15 protein-coding genes are annotated in these 18346 nt (G+C 62.8%); 13 read left to right on the forward strand and 2 right to left on the reverse strand.

The annotated features are described in order from the left end of the window. Positions 1 to 49: 49 nt before the first annotated feature. Entirely contained in the window at positions 50 to 1258 is a 1209-nt protein-coding gene (locus GGD63_RS18660; RefSeq protein WP_183244519.1) for an MFS transporter, read from the reverse strand. A gap of 386 nt (positions 1259 to 1644) precedes the next feature. Here GGD63_RS18660 and GGD63_RS18665 point away from each other — a divergent pair, with 386 nt between their 5' ends. From GGD63_RS18665 to GGD63_RS18675, 3 genes are read left to right on the forward strand one after another with little or no spacing between them, the layout of a single operon-like run. After that, positions 1645 to 2994 carry a cytochrome c gene (locus GGD63_RS18665; protein ID WP_183244521.1) on the forward strand — a complete coding sequence of 450 codons (1350 nt, stop codon included), beginning with the start codon at positions 1645 to 1647 and terminating at the stop codon, positions 2992 to 2994. Next, positions 2991 to 3479: a (2Fe-2S)-binding protein gene (locus tag GGD63_RS18670; protein WP_183244523.1), complete on the forward strand. Its 489-nt coding sequence runs from the start codon at positions 2991 to 2993 to the stop codon at positions 3477 to 3479. The genes GGD63_RS18665 and GGD63_RS18670 overlap by 4 nt, the downstream gene beginning before the upstream one ends. Then, a complete protein-coding gene (locus GGD63_RS18675; RefSeq protein ID WP_183244525.1) occupies positions 3476 to 5716 on the forward strand; it encodes a molybdopterin cofactor-binding domain-containing protein in 2241 nt (746 codons plus the stop codon). The genes GGD63_RS18670 and GGD63_RS18675 overlap by 4 nt, the downstream gene beginning before the upstream one ends. Positions 5717 to 5814: 98 nt before the next feature. On the opposite strand, the gene GGD63_RS18680 is transcribed toward GGD63_RS18675, so the two are convergent. Next, a complete protein-coding gene (locus tag GGD63_RS18680; protein WP_183244527.1) occupies positions 5815 to 6480 on the reverse strand; it encodes a TetR/AcrR family transcriptional regulator in 666 nt (221 codons plus the stop codon). A 177-nt stretch (positions 6481 to 6657) separates the two neighbouring features. Between GGD63_RS18680 and GGD63_RS18685 the strand changes: the two genes are divergently transcribed. The 10 genes from GGD63_RS18685 to GGD63_RS18730 all read left to right on the forward strand — a co-directional run bounded on the left by GGD63_RS18685 (position 6658) and on the right by GGD63_RS18730 (position 18340). After that, complete coding sequence (locus GGD63_RS18685) at positions 6658 to 7908, forward strand: FAD binding domain-containing protein (RefSeq protein WP_183244529.1); 1251 nt, start codon at positions 6658 to 6660, stop codon at positions 7906 to 7908. A gap of 31 nt (positions 7909 to 7939) precedes the next feature. Next, a complete protein-coding gene (locus tag GGD63_RS18690) occupies positions 7940 to 8239 on the forward strand; it encodes a DUF485 domain-containing protein (RefSeq protein ID WP_183244531.1) in 300 nt (99 codons plus the stop codon). Further along, entirely contained in the window at positions 8239 to 9894 is a 1656-nt protein-coding gene (actP, locus tag GGD63_RS18695) for a cation/acetate symporter ActP (protein WP_210315879.1), read from the forward strand. Before GGD63_RS18690 ends, actP begins: the two co-directional genes overlap by 1 nt. Before the next feature lie 36 nt (positions 9895 to 9930). Continuing rightward, positions 9931 to 10335 carry a hypothetical protein gene (locus tag GGD63_RS18700; protein ID WP_183244533.1) on the forward strand — a complete coding sequence of 135 codons (405 nt, stop codon included), beginning with the start codon at positions 9931 to 9933 and terminating at the stop codon, positions 10333 to 10335. Between the two features lie 719 nt (positions 10336 to 11054). Next, positions 11055 to 12521 carry an FAD-binding oxidoreductase gene (locus GGD63_RS18705; RefSeq protein WP_183244535.1) on the forward strand — a complete coding sequence of 489 codons (1467 nt, stop codon included), beginning with the start codon at positions 11055 to 11057 and terminating at the stop codon, positions 12519 to 12521. A gap of 1 nt (position 12522) precedes the next feature. Beyond that, entirely contained in the window at positions 12523 to 13608 is a 1086-nt protein-coding gene (locus GGD63_RS18710) for an ABC transporter substrate-binding protein (protein ID WP_183244537.1), read from the forward strand. Between the two features lie 26 nt (positions 13609 to 13634). Continuing rightward, positions 13635 to 14735, forward strand: a complete 1101-nt coding sequence (locus tag GGD63_RS18715) for an ABC transporter ATP-binding protein (protein ID WP_183244539.1) — start codon at positions 13635 to 13637, stop codon at positions 14733 to 14735. After that, positions 14701 to 16512, forward strand: coding sequence for an ABC transporter permease subunit (locus GGD63_RS18720; RefSeq protein ID WP_246785547.1), 1812 nt, complete (start codon positions 14701 to 14703; stop codon positions 16510 to 16512). The genes GGD63_RS18715 and GGD63_RS18720 overlap by 35 nt, the downstream gene beginning before the upstream one ends. A gap of 31 nt (positions 16513 to 16543) precedes the next feature. Then, the gene (dapA, locus tag GGD63_RS18725; protein WP_183244541.1) at positions 16544 to 17449 is read left to right on the forward strand and encodes a 4-hydroxy-tetrahydrodipicolinate synthase; all 906 of its coding nucleotides are present in this window, start codon (positions 16544 to 16546) and stop codon (positions 17447 to 17449) included. Between the two features lie 15 nt (positions 17450 to 17464). Then, positions 17465 to 18340, forward strand: a complete 876-nt coding sequence (locus tag GGD63_RS18730) for an IclR family transcriptional regulator (protein ID WP_183244543.1) — start codon at positions 17465 to 17467, stop codon at positions 18338 to 18340. Positions 18341 to 18346 lie beyond the last annotated feature (6 nt).

Raw genomic sequence — 18346 nt, forward strand, 5'->3', positions numbered from 1 at the left:
CGGGTGACCAACTTTGCCATGACAATTATTGAGAGAACCCGGCGTGGCGTCAGTGGCGCGATGAATTTCCGATTCGGGATGAAAGCGTCGGCAACTGCAGCAGCAGACCCGCCGTCGCAAGCGCGGCGCCATAACCGCAGACGCCGAGCCATGAGGAGTGGGTATAGGCCCAGCTCGCCCCGAGGGATCCGAGCGAACCGCCGATGAACATCGCCGTCATGAACACGGTGTTGAGCCTGCTTCGTGCCTCCGGGCGGAGGGCGAAAATCAGGTGCTGATTTGACACGAGCGCTGCGTTCACCCCCGCGTCGAGCAGCACAACCCCGACGACCAATCCCGCGACGGCGTTCCAGCTCGCGAATACGACCCATGAGAAAAGGGAGATGGCGGCAGCAATCGCAACCACCATGTGAGGCCCCCGCTTATCGGCGACCCGACCCGCGAGAGGCGCAGCGAGGATCCCTGACGCCCCGATCACGCCGAACAGGCCAGCGATCTCCGGTCCGAGTCCGAATTTGGGCTCTTGAAGATGGAGAGACAGGACGGTCCAGAAGGCGATGAATGAAGCAAACAGCATCGCTTGTGTCGCTGCCGCCAGTCGAAGCGCCGGCTCCTCGACGAGCAGGTGGATGAGCGAACGCAGCGCGTCAGTGTATCCGATACTTTGCGTCGCATGGTGGCGCGGCAAGGTCAAACGGACCAGCGCGGCGGCGCCGAGCGCCAAAGGGACGCCGAGCCAAAACATCTCCCGCCATCCGAAATGCGATCCGACGAAGCCGGCTATCGTGCGGCTGAGCAGAATGCCACCTAAGATACCGCTCACCACCGTTCCGACCGCGGCGCCTCTCGTCCGGTTATCGGCAAGCGTTGCAGCGAATGGGACGATCTGTTGAGCCACAGTGGCCGCTACGCCCAGCAAGAGCGACGCCGCGATCAACGCCAGCGTGGTCGGAGCGATGGCAGCGAACGCAAGAGCCGCTGCAAGAACGACGAATTGTACGGCGATGAGACGGCGTCTCTCGACAAGGTCACCCAAGGGAACCAAAAAGAGGAGGCCGACCGCGTAACCGAACTGTGTGGCCGTGGGTATGAGACCGATGGCCGAGGAGTTCGGATAATTTGCCTCGATCAGGCCGAGCAGAGGCTGATTGTAGTAGATGTTCGCGACGGCGATGCCCGCGCAGACCGCCATCGCGAAGATGCGTGCACGCGTGAGCGCGGAGGCCTGTTGGTCAGTCGCGATCGTTGATGTGGACATGGCGGCAAATCCTCTTTTCGTCGGTACGCAAGCTCGGTTCAACGCGCCGGTTCTTGACCTCAGCGTCACCAATGTTAATTATCAATCGATAAATAACTAGGGGTCGTCAAAGATGAATGGCTCCCATGTGCAAATGGCGGCATCTGCACATGGCCACGATGGTCTCGGCAATCGCCGCAACAGCTGTCTTGGCCGCACGCTCGTTCTTCAGGCGAGAGAGTCTTCGATCCCTACGCCGCGGACGAGCGGGCGTATTGGATTCCGTGCGCACGCTTTGGATTGGCTCGTCGAGCCGTGATCGAGAGATTGTGCAAGTCGCGCACGAAACTGAAAAGATGTCGCCTGGACCGGTCTGATATGGCGTTCGCATCCAGGAGGGGAGACCGATGAAGCTTAGGTCCGTTCTGCTCGCACTGCTTGTGATTGGAGCGATCGGCGGGACGGCGGCACTTCTCTATGCTTGGGAAGCGCCGATTCCTTCCATCGATTCACGGTCAGCCGGAGCCCCGGATCGGGCGAAGGCGCGTCGTGGAGCGAGCCTTGCTCTGCTCGGAGACTGTGCCACGTGTCATACGGCACCCGGCGGACTCCCCTACGCCGGGGGGCTTGCGATGCCCACGCCCTTCGGAACGATCTACTCCACCAACATCACGCCCGATCCGGAAACCGGCATTGGGCGATGGTCGGAGGCGGCGTTCATTCGTGCTCTGCGGTCCGGCGTGGATCGCGAAGGCCGCCACCTTTACCCAGCGTTCCCATACGATCACTTCACACGCGTGTCGGATGATGATGCGAAGGCGATGTATGCCTTCTTCATGTCGATCGATCCAGTCAGGTCGTCGGCGCCTCCGAACGAACTCCCGTTTCCTCTCAATGTTCGCCTGACACTCGCCGGCTGGAAGCTGATGTTTCTGCGTCAGGTGCGTTTCGTCGCTGACTCTTCGAAGGATGAGAAGTGGAACAGGGGAAAGTATTTGGTCGACGGACTGGGGCATTGCGGCGCCTGTCATTCTCCGCGCAATCTGCTTGGGGCGGAAAAGGCATCGGCCAGTTTCGAAGGAGGCGAAGCCGAAGGTTGGCGCGCCTACGCGCTCGGCCGACGCTCGCAATCGCCCGTCCCGTGGGACGAGGCTGCGCTGACGGACTATCTTGCACGTGGCTCGCATCCCCAGCATGGGACGGCTCAGGGCCCCATGGCGAACGTGGTTGACAATTTGTCCCTTGTCGACTCCACGGACGTAAGCGCAATGGCCCACTATCTTGCCTCGCTCGGCAAGGGCGAAGGACGGAAGGATGTGGAGACAGCTCCTTCCGGTCCGGGCCGCCTGCCGCAAGCCGCGGGCATTCAGGCGGCCACGCCTTCTATTCCATCCGACTCCGGCGGAGCGATCTATGCCGCTGTTTGTGCGTCGTGCCACGAAGGCGACAGAGCCTTGCCGCTGGGCGGCGTAAGACTTGGTCTCTCCACCGCCATTGGGGGCGAGACGCCCGCAAACCTGGTCAACCTTGTTGTGCGGGGAATACCAGCGTCCACCGGCGGCTCTGCGCATCCGATCATGCCCGGCTTTGGCGACGTTCTCGGCGACCGGCAGATATCGGATCTCGCCAACTATCTGCGAACCCAGTTTGCAGGGAAAAGTCAGTGGGATGGGATAGGTAAAGCGGTCGCGGACGCCAGGGTAACCGGTGAACTGGACTCGGCAACAAAGAGTAAAAGGTTCGGTGAAGGGCCATGACAACGCTGACCATTAACGGCGAGAGCCGATCGATCAAGGCGAGCCCGGACACTCCGCTTCTCTACGTCCTCAGGGACGAGCTCGCGCTGAATGCCGCAAAGTATGGTTGCGGACTCGGTCAATGCGGAGCTTGCACGGTCATCGTCGACGGCAAGGCCATTTTCTCCTGCATAACGCCGGTGATGCTGTTGGAAGGGCGGACGATCACGACGCTCGAAGGACTTGGAAGTCCGGATGCGCCTGGCCCAATGCAGCGTGCCTTCCTTGCCGAGCAGGCGGCACAATGCGGCTATTGTATTCCCGGCATGATTATGCGCGCCCAGGCGCTGCTGAATCGCGACCCGCATGCCACCGACGAGTCGATCAAGGGCGAACTTCAGCCTCATCTCTGCCGATGCGGAACACATATGCGCATTCTGCGTGCGATCCGGCGGGCCGCAGAAGAGATGAAGCTGAAGACTGCCGACGCAAGGACAAGACGATGACGCATGCCGTCTCGCGACGCGGCGTATTGGCGGGCGCCGGCGCGCTCATCATCGCCTTCCGGCTTTCCGGAGCACATGCACAGACCGAAACCGGTACGGGTGGAAAACCCTCGAAGCACGGTTTGCCCGGAAGCCTCGACGACACTCCGAGGATCGACGCCTGGATCCGCATCGACGCCTCGGGCGCCGCTACGATCCTCACCGGCAAAGCCGAACTTGGACAGGGCCTCAAGACTGCGCTGCTTCAGGTCGCGGCAGAGGAGCTCAAGTTGCCCCTTGCGCGGCTATCGCTGATCACGGCCGACACTGCGCGGACGCCCAATGAGGGCTACACGGCCGCCAGCCACTCGATGCAGGATTCCGGCACCGCAATTCGGCATGCGGCGGCGCAGGCGCGCGAAATACTCCGGGACGAGGCAGCCCGCCGACTCGGCGTGCCCGCTACCTCGCTGCAGATCCGCAACGGCGAGGTATTCGGCCCGAACCGCATGCGCCTGGGCTACGGCGAACTGGTCCGCGATCAGATGCTCACGGTCGACGCACAGCAGACCTCGCATTTGACTTCGCCGGCAGATTTCGTTGTGATGAACCAACCCGTGCCGCGGATCGATATTCCGGCCAAGGTGACGGGTGGAGCAGCCTACGTCCAGGACCTGCGCCCCGAGGGGATGCTGCACGGTCGCGTCGTTCGCCCGCCGAGTTATGGCGCCACATTGCGGGACTGTGACGTCGCGCAGGTCGAGCAAATGGGCGGGATCGTCAAGGTCGTGCGGGACGGCAACTTCCTCGGCGTGCTTGCAGACCGGGAATGGACTGCGATCCAGGGAATGCGAACCCTCGCGGCAACCACGACCTGGATCGAGCAGCAAGCCCTTCCGGACAGCGCGGACTTGCCGGCCGCTCTGATGAAGCTGCCCTCGCACGACACGACGATTCACGACACAGGAAATCCGGGTGAGCCCGGAATTCTGGTCGAGGGGACCTTCAGCAGACCCTATCTTACGCACGGTTCGATCGGACCGTCCTGCGCGATTGCGCAATTCGGGGACGGGAAGCTTACGGTTTGGACCCATACGCAAGGCGTGTTTTTCCTACGCGACGCGATCGCGGGCATGCTGCGGATGCCTGCCGAGAATGTGCGCTGCATCCACGCAGAGGGCTCCGGTTGCTACGGCCATAACGGCGCCGACGACGCGGCGGCCGATGCGGCGATGCTTGCCCTCGCGATGCCCGGTCGTCCGGTCAGGGTCCAGCTGATGCGTGAACAGGAGCACGCGTGGGACCCATTCGGGCCGGGTATGGTGGTCAAGCTCAGGGCGACAGTCGGGGGGGACGGTGCGATTGCGGATTGGCGCCACGAGGTTTGGAGCCAGTCGCATATGATGCGGCCTGGCCCTCCCGGGGCGCTGATTGCTGCCCGACTGAAAGCCGACGCCTTTCCGCCGGCGCCGCCCGTTGCGCTGGCCCAGCCTGAGGGCGGCGGCGACCGGAATGCCATTCCGCTTTACGAGATCCCGAACTCAAAGGTGGTTAGTCACTTTCTGCCTGACATGCCCTTGCGCGGATCCTCCATGCGCTCTCTGGGAGGCTACCTTAACGTCCTTTCGATCGAGAGCGTCCTCGATGAATTGGCGGCTCGCTCGGGCCAAGATCCCGTGACGTTTCGGCTTCGGCACATCGAAGACCCTCGTGCGCGTGAGGTCATCGAAACGGCGGCATCGCGTTTCGGCTGGGCTGGGCGGGTCAAGCGTTCGGAGAGCACCGGATTCGGATTTGGCTTTGCACGTTACAAGAATCTCGAGGCCTGGTGTGCCGTGGCAGTCGAGATCGAGGTGCCGCGTCAGAGTGGCGTCGTTCGCGTCCGTCGCATCGTGGCGGCGGTGGACACCGGGCAGGTCGTGAACCCGGACGGTATCCGCAATCAGATTGAAGGCGGCATCTTGCAGTCGATGAGCTGGACGCTTTTCGAACGTGTGACGTTCGATCGCACCCGCGTCACATCGGTCGATTGGTCGGCCTATCCGATCATGCGGTTTGACAGCGTCCCGGAGTCCGTCGAAGTCCGCCTGATAGATCGTCCGGGCGACGCCTTCTATGGTGTCGCTGAGGCCGCACAGGGGCCTGCCGGAGCCGCGATCGCCAATGCGATCAGGGATGCGACCGGTGTTCGAATGTACGAACTTCCGTTCACTGCGGCCCGAATCAAGAGAGCGGTCGCCGTCCGATCGGAAGGCTGAATGGAGGTTTGAAGGCGCGGTAGATGCACGGCCTGCCGATACACTCAACATCCGATTTGCGCTTCGAATAAGACGGCAGACGCGCCTCCCGGACCTAGCTAGCCCTTCGCCGGCAGAACGGAGCGAAAGCCATTCAGGAAGGTTGCTATTTTTGCATCGATGATGGAATTGACGTCCGTTTCGAGGGGCATCGAGTAGATGAATTGGCGCACGCCGAGGTAGAAGATCGCTGCGTGGAGTCCCCACACCATCTCGATTTCGAGATCGGTGACCGGGAGTTCGCCAGTCGAGGGGCGTCCATACTCGACCCTGATTTCCTCAATGACCTTCTCGAACGCGCGCTCGCGCAGCATTTTGAGATAGCGGGCATTCAATCCGAGATCCTTCAGGCCCGCGAACATGAACAAGCGGATCCACTCGTAGGTGAGAATGACTGCGGCATATTCGCGATAGAAACGGACTAGCCTCGCCTTCAGGGGTACCGAGCGGTCGGTGATGATTTTCTCCCAGGACGGCTTCCAGCGCTCGACGAAAACGTCCTGATAGACCCGCTCGATGAGAGCTTCCTTGCTCGGAAAGTAGCGATAGAGCAGGGGCTGGGTAATGTGCAGCCGCTTTGCGAGTTCGCGGGTCTGCCCCTCGAACCCGTACTCGGCGAAAAACGTGACGGCTTCTCGCGCGATAATGGCTTCCCGCTCCGACGGGTCCAGTCTCTGCTGCTCTCGGATCGGCGTCCGGTGACCCGCTTTGCTGCGCTGCTTCACATCTGATTCGTCAGTTTGAGTGCCTTCGAAACTTCATACACCGATTTGCCGTCGCAGCCGATCGGGGCGCGGCCATCACGGTTTGTTTATCGAACGATAAATAGCCGTTGACTTGCGTCAATGACATCCCGATAATTGATCGATCGATAAATAACGATTGCAAAAGGGAGGTCGCTCTTGAGTGACCATCGTTGGAGCCAAGGGGCACAGCCGAAAGCGCTGGTGGTTGGAGGGTCCATGGCCGGACTGTTCGCCGCGTTGCTATTGCGGCGGCAAGGCTGGAACGTCGATGTGTACGAGCGTATCGGCGCCGAACTGGCAGGCCGTGGCGCGGGCATCGTGACCCATCGTGAACTGTTCGAGGTCCTGGGCAGGGCGGGTATCGATACCGACGCCGCCGCCGTCGGAGTCGTTGTCCCAGGACGGCGGGTGCTGGACCGGAGCGGCCGCATCGTGGGCGAACTCGGGCTGCGGCAGGTCCTAACTTCGTGGGGACACCTCTATGGGCTTCTGAAGGCAGCGCTCCCGGCAGAGCACTATCATCACGGCAAAAACCTTGCGGAGGTTGCCGAGCTTGGCGATCGCGTGGTGGCGCGTTTCTCCGACGGCTCGGAGGTTTCAGGAGATCTGCTGATCGGCGCGGATGGTATATTTTCGTGCGTCAGGGCCCAGCTTGCGGCCAAGGTCCGTCCTGCCTACGCGGGCTATGTCGCGTGGCGTGGCCTCGTCAATGAGCGAGACCTGTCGTCTCGGACGCGCGCAGAATTGTGCGATTGGTTCGCCTTCAGCCTCCCTCCGGGCGAGCAAATGCTCGGCTATCCCGTCGCCGGCGCCAACGAAGAGATGGATGTCGGCGAGCGTCGCTTCAATTTTGTTTGGTACCGCCCGGCCGACGCCGACCATGGCTTGTCAGATTTGCTGACGGACATTGACGGCGTCCGGCACGAACTGTCCATTCCGCCGACCAGGATTCGATCCGAGGTGATCGCCTCAATGCGTCGGGACGCGGAGCAATTGCTTGCACCGCAATTCGCCGAGGTCGTTCGCCTTACCCCTCAGCCGTTCATCCAGGCCATTCTGGATCTCGAGACACCGCGCATGGCGCTGGGATCCCGAACGGTGATCCTGGGTGATGCCGCGTTCGTGGCCAGGCCCCATGTCGGAATGGGAGTGACGAAGGCCGCCGCCGACGCGGCAGCGCTGGCTGATGCTTTGCGAGCGCACCCGGCCGATTTGCCCGCGGCGCTTGCGAAATTCGAGTCGATGCGGCTTCCGTTCGGAGCCGCGGTCGTCCGTCGTGCCCGCGATCTCGGCGCGTACATGCAGGCGCAGATTGCCACCGCCGAGGAACGGGCGATGGCGGAGCGGCATCGCAGCCCCGAGGCAGTGATGACGGAGACCGCCGTCGCGGCGGGCATCGCCGCCTAACAGGATTCAAAAAATGGAGGACAGGAGACCAATGGATTTGCAAGTCATCCAGACCCATCCCGCGTTCAATCAGCTTGCGCGCGAACGTGCACGCCTTGGCGTGGGTATGTCGATCGTCATGGCCGCCGCCTATTTCGCCTACATCCTGACCATCGCATTCTGGCCCCGGTTGCTCGGGCGCCCACTATGGGATGGTACCGTGATCACTTGGGGCGTGTTGATCGGCGTCGGTCTGATCGCGCTCGGCTTCATTCTCACCGCCGTCTATGTCCGGCGGGCCAATTCCCGTTTCGATCAGCTCAGTCAGCTTCTTCTGGAGGACCTGCGATGATGTCGCGCTCGGGTTGTGGAGCTTTGTTTGCGACCGCATTGGTCCTTCTTTCAGACCCTGCAGCAGCTGACGCGCTGGCTTCAGCTGTCAACGCGCGGCAATCATTGAATGCGACGGCGATCACCATGTTCCTCGGCTTTGTCGCAGTTAGTCTCGCGATCACATGGTGGGCGGCGAGAAGGGGGACAAGCACGGCGAAAGACTTCTATGCCGCCGGCGCCGGGCTCACGGGCGTCCAGAATGGGCTTGCGATCGCCGGCGACTACACCTCGGCGGCGACATTCCTGGGAGTCACGGCTCTCGTCTACAGCTCGGGCTACGACGGCATGATCTACGCGATCGGCTTTCTCGTCGGCTTCCCGATGATCCTGTTCCTGATTGCCGAGCCGTTGCGCAATCTCGGCCGTTACACATTCGCCGACGTCGCGGCCTATCGGCTGTCAGAGGTGCCGGTGAGGGCCGTCGCGAGTGTGAACACCCTCGTGATTGTGGTCTTCTATCTCATCGCCCAGCTGGTGGGCGCCGGCAAGCTGATCCAGCTGTTGTTCGGGCTACCTTATATCTACGCGGTCGGCATCGTGGGTGGGCTCATGATGGTTTATGTGACGTTCGGCGGCATGCTGGCGACGACCTGGGTGCAGATCATCAAAGCCCTGCTGTTGATGTCGGGCTCGGTGCTGATGTCGATCCTGATCCTCGGACACTTCGGTTTCAGCCTGGAGGCTCTCTTCCGAGAGGCGATCATCTTGCACCCGAAGGCCGACGCGATCATGGCCCCCGGCGGACTGGTCAAGGATCCGATATCGGCGATCTCTCTCGGATTGGCCCTGATCTTCGGTACGGCCGGGCTGCCTCACATCCTTATGCGCTTCTTCACCGTGAGCGATGCCCGTCAGGCTCGCACGTCGGTTCTGGTCGCAACGGGGTTCATCTCCATCTTCTATAGCCTGCTGTTCGTGCTCGGCTTCGGCGCCATTGCGATCGTTTCGGCGAATCCCCTGTTTCGCGATGCGTCGGGTGATCTGCTTGGGGGCGTCAACATGGTCGCCCTGCATCTGGCGGACGCCGTGGGCGGGTCGCTCCTGCTCGGATTCATCTCGGCGGTGGCGTTCGCGACCATCCTGGCCGTCGTATCCGGGCTGACACTCGCGGGCGCTTCGGCGGCGAGCCATGATCTCTATGCGCGCGTGATCCGCAGAGGTCTTGCGGGCGAACGCGAGGAAGTGCTTGTCTCGAAGGCCGCCGCAGTCGGAATCAGCGTGCTTTCGATGGGGCTGGGCATCCTGTTCGAGAACCAGAACATCGCGTTCATGGTAGGGCTGGTGTTCGCGATTGCCGCCAGCGCGAATTTCCCAATCATACTTCTCTCGATCGTCTGGCCCGATCTCACGACGCGGGGAGCAGTATGCGGATCGCTCGCTGGCCTGTTGGCATCGGTCGGGTTGGTCGCTCTCAGCCCCGGCGCATGGACCGCCACGTTCAAGCTCGGGCCGGCGCCGTTTCCCTACGACAATCCGGCCCTCGTCTCGGTTCCTCTGGCCTTTGCTGTGTCTTGGGCGGTGTCGATGTTGGATCGCAGCGCAGCGGCTGCCTCGGTCCGCGCATCGTTCGGCGCGCAGCATGTTCGCGCCCAGACCGGCTTGGTCGTCGAATGATGCTTCTCGCAGAGCTCACCTCAAGGAGGAACTACTATGAACGCTGGTGTGGTCGAAAAGGGCAGGGCCGCTTGGCCCGACTTCATTCGCAAGGAGTTTGACGCCAATCAGTTCAACGGGCGGGTCGGCACCCAGCTCTTGTCTGAAACGGAACGCGTGCGCGTCTGGGAAATCCGGCTTGCTCCAGGCGAGCGCATTGGATTCCATCGTCACGTGTTGGACTATTTTTGGACCGCAGTCACGCCAGGTCGGGCGCGATCCCACGCGGAGGATGGGACGATCGTCGAAGCCATTTATTCGGCTGGCGAGACCCGTCACTTCGTCTATGGGAAGGGCGAATACAAGATCCACGATCTCGAAAACGTCGGAGAGGCCGATTTGTGGTTCACCACTGTCGAATTCCTCGACAGCTCGAACAAGGCCTTGGAACTTGACCGTTAAGTCCATTGCGAAAAAGAGAGTAGCTCTTGGCGCGAAGCGGACAGGATTCGAACGTGTGATCTTTGCCTTCGAGGGCAGGGGTCTATTCCGTTGATCGCGGAATACGTCCTTCGATGCGACGGATAGTTGCGGCGTCGGCTCCACGGTATCGCGCCTCCTCGACTCGCAGCACTGCATCGAGGCAATCTTGAGCGGCAGTTCATCGTCGTGAACCGTGGGTTTGACCCCCACTCTCTCCGCCGCACTGCTTCTCTACTGTATCCAGCGGTCTTGCTATGGCTGCGGTCTAATGAATGGCGCGACACTGGCTGTTTCGACGAGATCGCTTGCGCTTGATCGGCAGCCCGAGGTCTTTCGATGTTCCTCTATGAGCGTAGTGCTGCGCTCACGAACTGCTATGCGTAAGGTTGGGTAAGGCAACGTAGGCCTGCTTGGAGTGGGGAAGGGCGGTAGCGCTCCCCGCCACCAACCGTACGATTTTGCACGCCAAGCTTAGTCGATAGTGGGGCTGGCGCCATGACTTGAGAAGTACTCTCGGGGCCGGAGACGCTGCTCGAGCGATGAAACCATGAGACCTGCTCTCTCTTGGCTCCGCAGACTTGCTTGACTCGCCGTCTCGCGAAATTCATAGTTACCATAATACAATTGAAATAATCGCATTGCAATTACTTGCAGTCCGCGACCGGGGCCACTGTCGGCCCTCCCGAGAGGCAGGTTCGATGGCTCTGATCGAGGCGTTCAAGCGGTTGCTGGGCGACACGGCCGTGCTGACGCGCGATGAAGATCTTGCCGCATTCACCGAGGATTGGCGCGGCCGCTATCGGGCGCCGGCACTTTGCGCAGTGCTGCCCTCGACAACCGAGCAGGTCGCCGCAGTCGTTCGCCTCTGTGTCGAGAACGGCGTACCGGTGCTGCCGCAGGGCGGCAACACCAGCCTGTGCGGCGGCGCGACGCCGTCCGATCAAGGCGAGCGTCCGGTCATCGTCCTGTTGACGCGCATGCGGAGGATCCGCGCGATCGATCCGGCCAACAATGCCATGGTTGTCGATGCCGGCTGCGTGCTCGCTACCATTCAGGAAGCGGCCGCGGCTGAGGGGCGGCTCTATCCCGTCAGCCTCGGCGCCGAAGGCTCCTGCCAGATCGGCGGCAACATCGCGACCAATGCCGGCGGCACCGGCGTGCTGCGCTACGGTAACACGCGCGAGAACGTGCTCGGCCTCGAAGTCGTGCTGCCGGACGGCTCGGTCTGGGACGGGCTCTACGCGCTGCGCAAGAACAACACGGGCTACGACCTCAAGCATCTCTTCATCGGCTCGGAAGGCACGCTCGGCATCGTCACCGGCGCGGTGCTGAAGCTGCATCCGCTGCCGACGGCGGAAGCCGTCGCGTGGCTCGCGGTCGAGAATCCGCAGCGGGCGCTCGACATGCTCGGCCTGTTCCAGGCGACGTGGAATTCGCGCCTTTCAGCCTTCGAGATGATGAACGCGGAACAGGTTCGGCTCGTGCTCGAGCAGGTGCCAGGCCGTCGCTGTCCGCTCGCCGAGATCGATACTTGGCATGTGCTGGTCGAACTCTCCGACACCGGTGATGCCAGCGCGTTGGCTGCGGCCATGCAAGGCGTGCTTGAGCAGGCGCTCGAAGCCGGCATGATCCGCGACGGCGTCGTTGCCTCGAGCGAAGGGCAGCGCAAGGCGATGTGGCTATTGCGGCACAGCGTGTCCGAGGCCAACAAGAAGGCAGGCGTTGGCCTCACGTCGGATTGCGCGGTGCCGGTCTCGGCGGTACCCGCGTTTATCGACCTGGCGATGGCGTCGGTACGCGCCATCGTGGCGGATGTTCGGTTCGTGATCGTCGGCCATCTCGGCGACGGCAACGTTCACTTCATTCCGTTTTTCAGCTTTGCGCAATGGGACGCCATGCCGGATCGCGACGCGCTCGCGCAGCGCATCCGCCGCGCCATGAACGACGCCGCAAGCTCGCTGCGCGGCACTTTCAGCGCCGAGCACGGCGTCGGTCGGACGCTGACCGGCGAGATGACCCGCTACAAGCCTCAGCCAGAGCTCGCCTTGATGCGCGCCGTGAAGCAGGCTTTCGATCCAAAGGGCCTGTTCAATCCCGGCCGCGTCCTGCCGCCGCCATCACCAAGTGCCTCGCCATCCATCGCAACATCGCAAAGAGGGGACTGACATGAGCCATCTTCCTGACATCATCACCTCCCGCCGTCGCCTGCTGCTGGGAGCCGGAGCCGGAGCCGTCGCGCTCGCCGCACCTTCCGTCTGGTCGCCGTCACGCGCGGCAGGCAAGCGCATCGTCGTGCGCGACGATGGCGGCATCTACACCAAGGCCTACGGCGCGGTGTTCTACCGTCCCTTCACCGAGGCGACGGGAATCGAGGTCGTCGGCGTGCAGGCCAATGCCGAGCCGGTCGCCCAGATCAAGACCATGGTCGACACCAAGAACTACACCTGGGACATGGCCAAGATCAGCTGGCCCGCGATCCTGCTGCTGACCACCGGCAGCAAGTCCTATCTCGAGAAGCACGGCCTCGAGGCCGAGCCGGTCATCAAGTCGATTCCCGCCGAATTCATGTCGCCCTATGGCGTCGGCACCAACGTCTACACCACGGTGCTCGCCTATCGCACCGATGCCTTCAAGGGCCGCAAGGCGCCGCAATCCTGGGCCGACTTCTGGAACGTGAGCGAATTTCCGGGCCGCCGTGCCGTCCGCAAGCACCCCTTCGACACGATCGAGGAGGCGCTGATGGGGGCGGGCACGCCGACCGCGCAGGTCTACCCTTGCGACCTCAACAAGGCCTTCGCCTCGCTCGACAAGATCAAGCCATCGGTCGCGGTATGGTGGACGAGCGGAGCGCAGGTCGAGCAGATGCTAACCTCGGGCGAGATCGACCTGTTGCCGACCTGGGTGTCCCGTCCGCAGGCGGCCCAGGCGGCCGGCGCGCCGGTCGAGATCGTCTGGAACCAGGGCATCTGGGGTGGCGACAACTGGTCGATCCTCGCCGGCACGCCGAACGCGGATGCATGTCGCGAATTCATCAAGTTCGCCTCCGACCCGAAGCGCCAGGCAGCGCTGACAGAGTACTTCCCGGCCGGGCTGACGCAGCCGGAGGCCTTCAATTACGTCAAGCCGGAAATCGCCAAGAACTGTCCGACCTATCCGGACAACATCAAGGTCGGCCTGAAGATCGATGCGAAATTCTGGCTCGACAATCAGGCCGCCGTCATCGAGCGCTTCAACAGCTGGGTCCTGTCCTAAACCGTCTTGCCCGATCGGAGCAGCCCATGGTCTCGTCGAGCCTGCGCATTCTGGAACTGTCCAAGCGCTATGGCGACTTCGTCGCCCTGGCGCCGACCAGTCTCGACGTTGCAAAGGGCGAATTCCTCACGTTGCTCGGCCCCTCCGGGTCGGGCAAGACGACGCTGCTCAGCCTGATCGCAGGCCTCGCACATCCCGACGAGGGCCAGATCCTCGTCGACGATGCCGACGTGACGCACAGCCCCGCCTATGACCGGGACATCGGCGTGGTGTTCCAGAACTATGCGCTGTTTCCGCACATGACGGTCGAGGACAACATCGCCTTTCCCCTGAAGATGCGGAAAGTGAGCGATGCCGAGGCGCGTCGTCGCACGATGGAGGCGCTGGAGACCGTGCGCCTGCCGCACGTCGCAAAGCGCTTTCCGCGCGAGCTTTCGGGCGGCCAGCAGCAGCGCATTGCGCTCGCGCGCTGCATCGTCTACCGGCCCGCGATCATCCTGATGGATGAGCCGCTGGGCGCGCTCGACAAGAAGCTGCGCGACCAGATGCAGCTCGAGATCAAGCGCATCCATCGCGAGCTTCGCGCCACCATCATCTACGTTACCCACGACCAGGAAGAGGCGATGACAATGTCGGATCGCATCTGCCTGATGAATGCGGGCGCGATCGAGCAGCTCGGTACGCCGGAGGATCTCTACTTCCGTCCGCGTTCGATGTTCGTCGCAGACTTTCTCGGCGAGTCGAACCTGCTCAGCGCCACCGTGCGCGACGTCGATGCGGAAGGACTCGACATCGTGCTGGCCGACCAGGCCGCGCCCTCGCGGGCTGTCGGCAATGGCTCCAGCTTCGCCGCCGGCGAACCCATCAAGATCATGGTCCGGCCGCAGAATCTGCATGTCGTGACCGCCGCCGCGGATAGCGGCGGGCTCACCGGCCGGCTTGTCGACGTGATGATCAGCGGCAGCCTGACGCGGCTCTACATCGCGCCGGAGACCTCGGGCATGCCGCAGCTCGTCGCGGCCTATCCGACCCGCTCGGGATCTCCGCCCCATGAGATCGGGCAGCTCGTCTCGCTCGGCTGGAATCCGGCGGATGCGGTCGCGATCCGGGACGGCGGAGGGCATTGAGATCATGGGGACGGCCAAGCAGCGCGCACTGCCGCGGAGCCAGATCTGGAGCTGGGTCGCCATGGGCGGCCCGCTCGCCCTGCTGCTCGTGCTGTTCCTGGTCTATCCAGTCGGCCAGCTGCTGCTGCTCAGCATCCACAACGACAGCGGCTTCACGCTGGCGCAGTATCGCCAGCTCTTCGCATCTTCGGTCTATGTCGACGTTCTCCTCATTACGCTCAAGATCTCGCTGGTCACGACATTGGTCTGCGTCGTCACCGGCTATCCCATCGCCTATCTGATCTCCGTGGTCGGCAAGGAGCGCAAGGCGACGCTGCTGTTCTGGGTGCTGTTGTCTTTCTGGACCAGTTTTCTGGTGCGCGCCTTTGCCTGGATCGTGCTGTTGGGACGCAACGGCGTCATCAACAAGCTGCTGTTGTCGCTCGGCATCATCTCGAGTCCGGCGAGCCTGCTCTACAATTTCGGCAGCGTCCTGGTCGGCATGGTCAATGCGTTGCTGCCGCTCGCCGTGCTGACCATGCTGTCGGTCATGGAGAACATCGACCGCAACCTGCCGCGTGCGGCGGCGACGCTCGGGGCGCGGTCCGGCATGGCGTTCTGGAAGATCTACTTTCCGCTGTCGCTGCCCGGCGTCGCGGCGGCCGGCATCATGGTGTTCGTCACCGCGATCGGCTTCTTCATCGTGCCGGCGCTGCTCGGCGGCCGGCGCGAGACCATGATCACGCAGCTCATCATCGACCAGATCCAGCAGACCATGAACTGGGGCTTTGCCGGCGCGATCTCCGTGCTGTTGCTGTTCGTCGTGTTGATCGTCTTTGCCGCCTACGACCGGCTGCTCGGCCTGTCGACGATGACGGGCGTCGCCACGGCACCGAAGTCCAAGCCGTCGCGCCTGTCAGAACCGATCGCGAAGGTCGGCGACGTGCTCCTGACGCTGCTCGGAACCATCTCGGATGCCATCATCTCGCTGCTGCCGTCGCGCCGGCGCGGCCGCAATCCGGACCAGCCCGGATTCGGCTTGCAGGCGTTCGCCTGGACCATGCTCCTCATCATCAGCCTGCCGACAATCCTGATGATCCCGCTGTCTTTCGGCAAAGGCGGGCTGAACTGGCCGCCGCAGGGCTTTACGCTGCACTGGTACGAGACCGTGCTGGCCTCGCCGGTGTGGACGCAGGCCCTGCTGCGCTCGCTGATGGTCGGCGTCGGCACGGGGCTCCTGGCCATGCTGATCGGCACGCCGGCGGCGTTCCTGCTGGTGCGCAGCAACATTCCGGGAAAGGGTGCCTGGCTCGCCTTCATTCTGTCGCCGATCGTCGTGCCGCGCATGATCATCGCGGTTGGCCTGTTCTACGTTTTCGCGAATATCGGCCTGGTCGGCAGCGCCTTCGGCCTCATCCTCGGCCACACCGTCGTCGCGGTGCCCTATGTGGTGATGACCATGATGGCCGTGCTGCGCAACTACGATACGAGGCTCGATCATGCGGCCTCGAGCCTCGGCGCGCGGCCGTTCGCCACGCTGCGCCACGTGACCTTTCCGATCCTCGGCGCGGGCATGATGTCGTCGTTCCTGTTCGCATTTGCGACCTCGTTCGACGAACTGACGATCGCGCTGTTTGCGACCGGCGGCCTCAATGCCACGCTGCCGAAGCAGTTCTGGGACGAGGTGACGCTTCAGGTCTCGCCGGTCATCGCGGCCGTGTCGACCTGCCTGTTCATCTTTATGGGACTCTTGATCTTCACTGCCGAACGCCTGAGGCGGCGTGCTGCTGCACGGTAGCCGTCCACTCTCGAAATAGAGGTTCTCTCACATGCTCACTGCTTCTCGTCTTCGCGGCCTGTTCCCCGCCATTCCGACCCCGGTCAAGGCCGACGACACCATCGATGCGGCCGCCGTCTCGGCGCTGTTCGCCTGGCTCAACAAGCAGGGCATTGACGGCGTCGTACCGCTTGGCGGCACCGGTGAATACGGCGCGCTGGCGCGAGCCGAGCGGATCAAGATGGCGGGCCTCTCGGTGAAGGCCATGAACGGCAGAGGCCCGGTGATCGCGGGTGTGCTGGACACCGGCTTTCACGATGCGCTTCAGGCGGGCAGGGAATTCGCCGCGGAGGGCGTGGACGGCCTGCTTGTCCTTACGCCATACTACACCAACCCGACTCAGGCGGGCATTCGCGACTATTTCCTGCGCTATGCCGATGCCTCGCCCGTGCCCGTCCTGATCTACGAAATCCCTTACCGCACCCGGATCGCGATCGAACCGAAGATCCTGCATGAGCTCTCCAGGCACCCCAACATCATCGGTATGAAGGCCTGCAATCTCGACATGTATCATTTCCTGCAGGTGGTTGCCGGCGTCGACGAGAGCTTTGCGGTGCTGAGCGGCGAGGACAGCCTGTTTCCGCTGCATCTCGCTGCTGGCGCCAAGGGCGGCATCATCGTGACCGCGTGCCTGCTGCCGCGCGCCTGGCGGCAAATCTACGAGACGGCGATTGCCGGGCGAACCGCGGAAGCATTGAGTCTGCACCGCCGCCTGATCCCGCTCATGAACATGGCGTTTGCCGAAACCAATCCGGGGCCGATGAAGGCGGTGATGGACATGATCGGCGTCGACGCACCGCGCATGCTGGCGCCGCTGGTCCAGCCGGCGCCGGCGCTGGTATCCGATCTCCGCGCCGAATTCGGCAAGCAGTTGGCGGTTTCCGAGAACGTTGCATGATGGGGGGATGGCGACATGGCGCGTAGTGACCAGGGTGGCTCCCAGAAATCCGGCAAGGCCAAGAGTCCTGCAAGAGCTCGTGCTGCGACGCGTGTCGCCAAACGTGCAGAGCCGGGACGCTCGTCCCTGTTCGTCGGCTCGACCGAGAAGGCGTTTCAGGTCCTGCATGCCTTCGATGGGCCGCGACGCTTCATGACACTTGCCGATATCGCACGGGCCGCCAATCTCGATCGCAGCGCGACGCAGCGCCTGGTCTACACGCTGGAATCGCTCGGTTATCTCAAGCGTATCGAGGGCACGCGCGACTACGGGCTGACGTCGAAGGTGCTGCAGTTCTCCCACAGCTATCTCAAGGCCAACGAGCTCATCGACAAGGCCTCGCCCTATCTTCTCGAGATGAGCCGCAATCTTGGCGAGACCTGCAACCTGCATGAGCTCGACGGCCACGAGGTCGTGTTCGTGGCGCGCTTTCCCGGCCGGCACCTGATCCATATCGACTTCGTGATCGGAAGCCGGCTGCCGGCGTACTTCACGGCGTCCGGCATAGCCATCCTGGCGGCCCTTCCGGAGGCTGAGCAACAGGACCTCTTGAAGCGTACGCGGCTTGAGCCACTCACGCCTTACACGATTACGGATCCCGGTAAGCTTATGGAGCAGGTGCACCTCGCCGCCAAGCGCGGCTATTCGATCCAGATTAACCAAAGCGTCATGGGCGATATTTCCGTCGCGGCGCCGATCATCGACGAGCACGGGCGGGCGATTGCCGCGGTCAACATCTCCGTACCGACGACGCGCTGGACCACGGAGCGTGTCGAGGCCGAGCTCGTTCAGCATGTTCACGTCGCCGCAACGTCGATCTCGAAGTCCAAGTTCAAACGCTACGCGGCCTGAAACGCC

The organism is Bradyrhizobium sp. cir1 (assembly GCF_014198245.1).
Lineage (GTDB): Bacteria > Pseudomonadota > Alphaproteobacteria > Rhizobiales > Xanthobacteraceae > Bradyrhizobium.

Coding starts and splice junctions, on each gene's coding strand:
- GGD63_RS18715 (WP_183244539.1), top strand. CDS start 13,635: ATGGTCTCGTCGAGCCTGCGCATTCTGGAACTGTCCAAGCGCTATGGC.
- GGD63_RS18675 (WP_183244525.1), top strand. CDS start 3,476: ATGACGCATGCCGTCTCGCGACGCGGCGTATTGGCGGGCGCCGGCGCG.
- GGD63_RS18670 (WP_183244523.1), top strand. CDS start 2,991: ATGACAACGCTGACCATTAACGGCGAGAGCCGATCGATCAAGGCGAGC.
- GGD63_RS18710 (WP_183244537.1), top strand. CDS start 12,523: ATGAGCCATCTTCCTGACATCATCACCTCCCGCCGTCGCCTGCTGCTG.
- actP (WP_210315879.1), top strand. CDS start 8,239: ATGTCGCGCTCGGGTTGTGGAGCTTTGTTTGCGACCGCATTGGTCCTT.
- GGD63_RS18660 (WP_183244519.1), bottom strand. CDS start 1,258: ATGTCCACATCAACGATCGCGACTGACCAACAGGCCTCCGCGCTCACG.
- GGD63_RS18705 (WP_183244535.1), top strand. CDS start 11,055: ATGGCTCTGATCGAGGCGTTCAAGCGGTTGCTGGGCGACACGGCCGTG.
- dapA (WP_183244541.1), top strand. CDS start 16,544: ATGCTCACTGCTTCTCGTCTTCGCGGCCTGTTCCCCGCCATTCCGACC.
- GGD63_RS18720 (WP_246785547.1), top strand. CDS start 14,701: ATGCGGTCGCGATCCGGGACGGCGGAGGGCATTGAGATCATGGGGACG.
- GGD63_RS18730 (WP_183244543.1), top strand. CDS start 17,465: ATGGCGCGTAGTGACCAGGGTGGCTCCCAGAAATCCGGCAAGGCCAAG.
- GGD63_RS18665 (WP_183244521.1), top strand. CDS start 1,645: ATGAAGCTTAGGTCCGTTCTGCTCGCACTGCTTGTGATTGGAGCGATC.
- GGD63_RS18690 (WP_183244531.1), top strand. CDS start 7,940: ATGGATTTGCAAGTCATCCAGACCCATCCCGCGTTCAATCAGCTTGCG.
- GGD63_RS18700 (WP_183244533.1), top strand. CDS start 9,931: ATGAACGCTGGTGTGGTCGAAAAGGGCAGGGCCGCTTGGCCCGACTTC.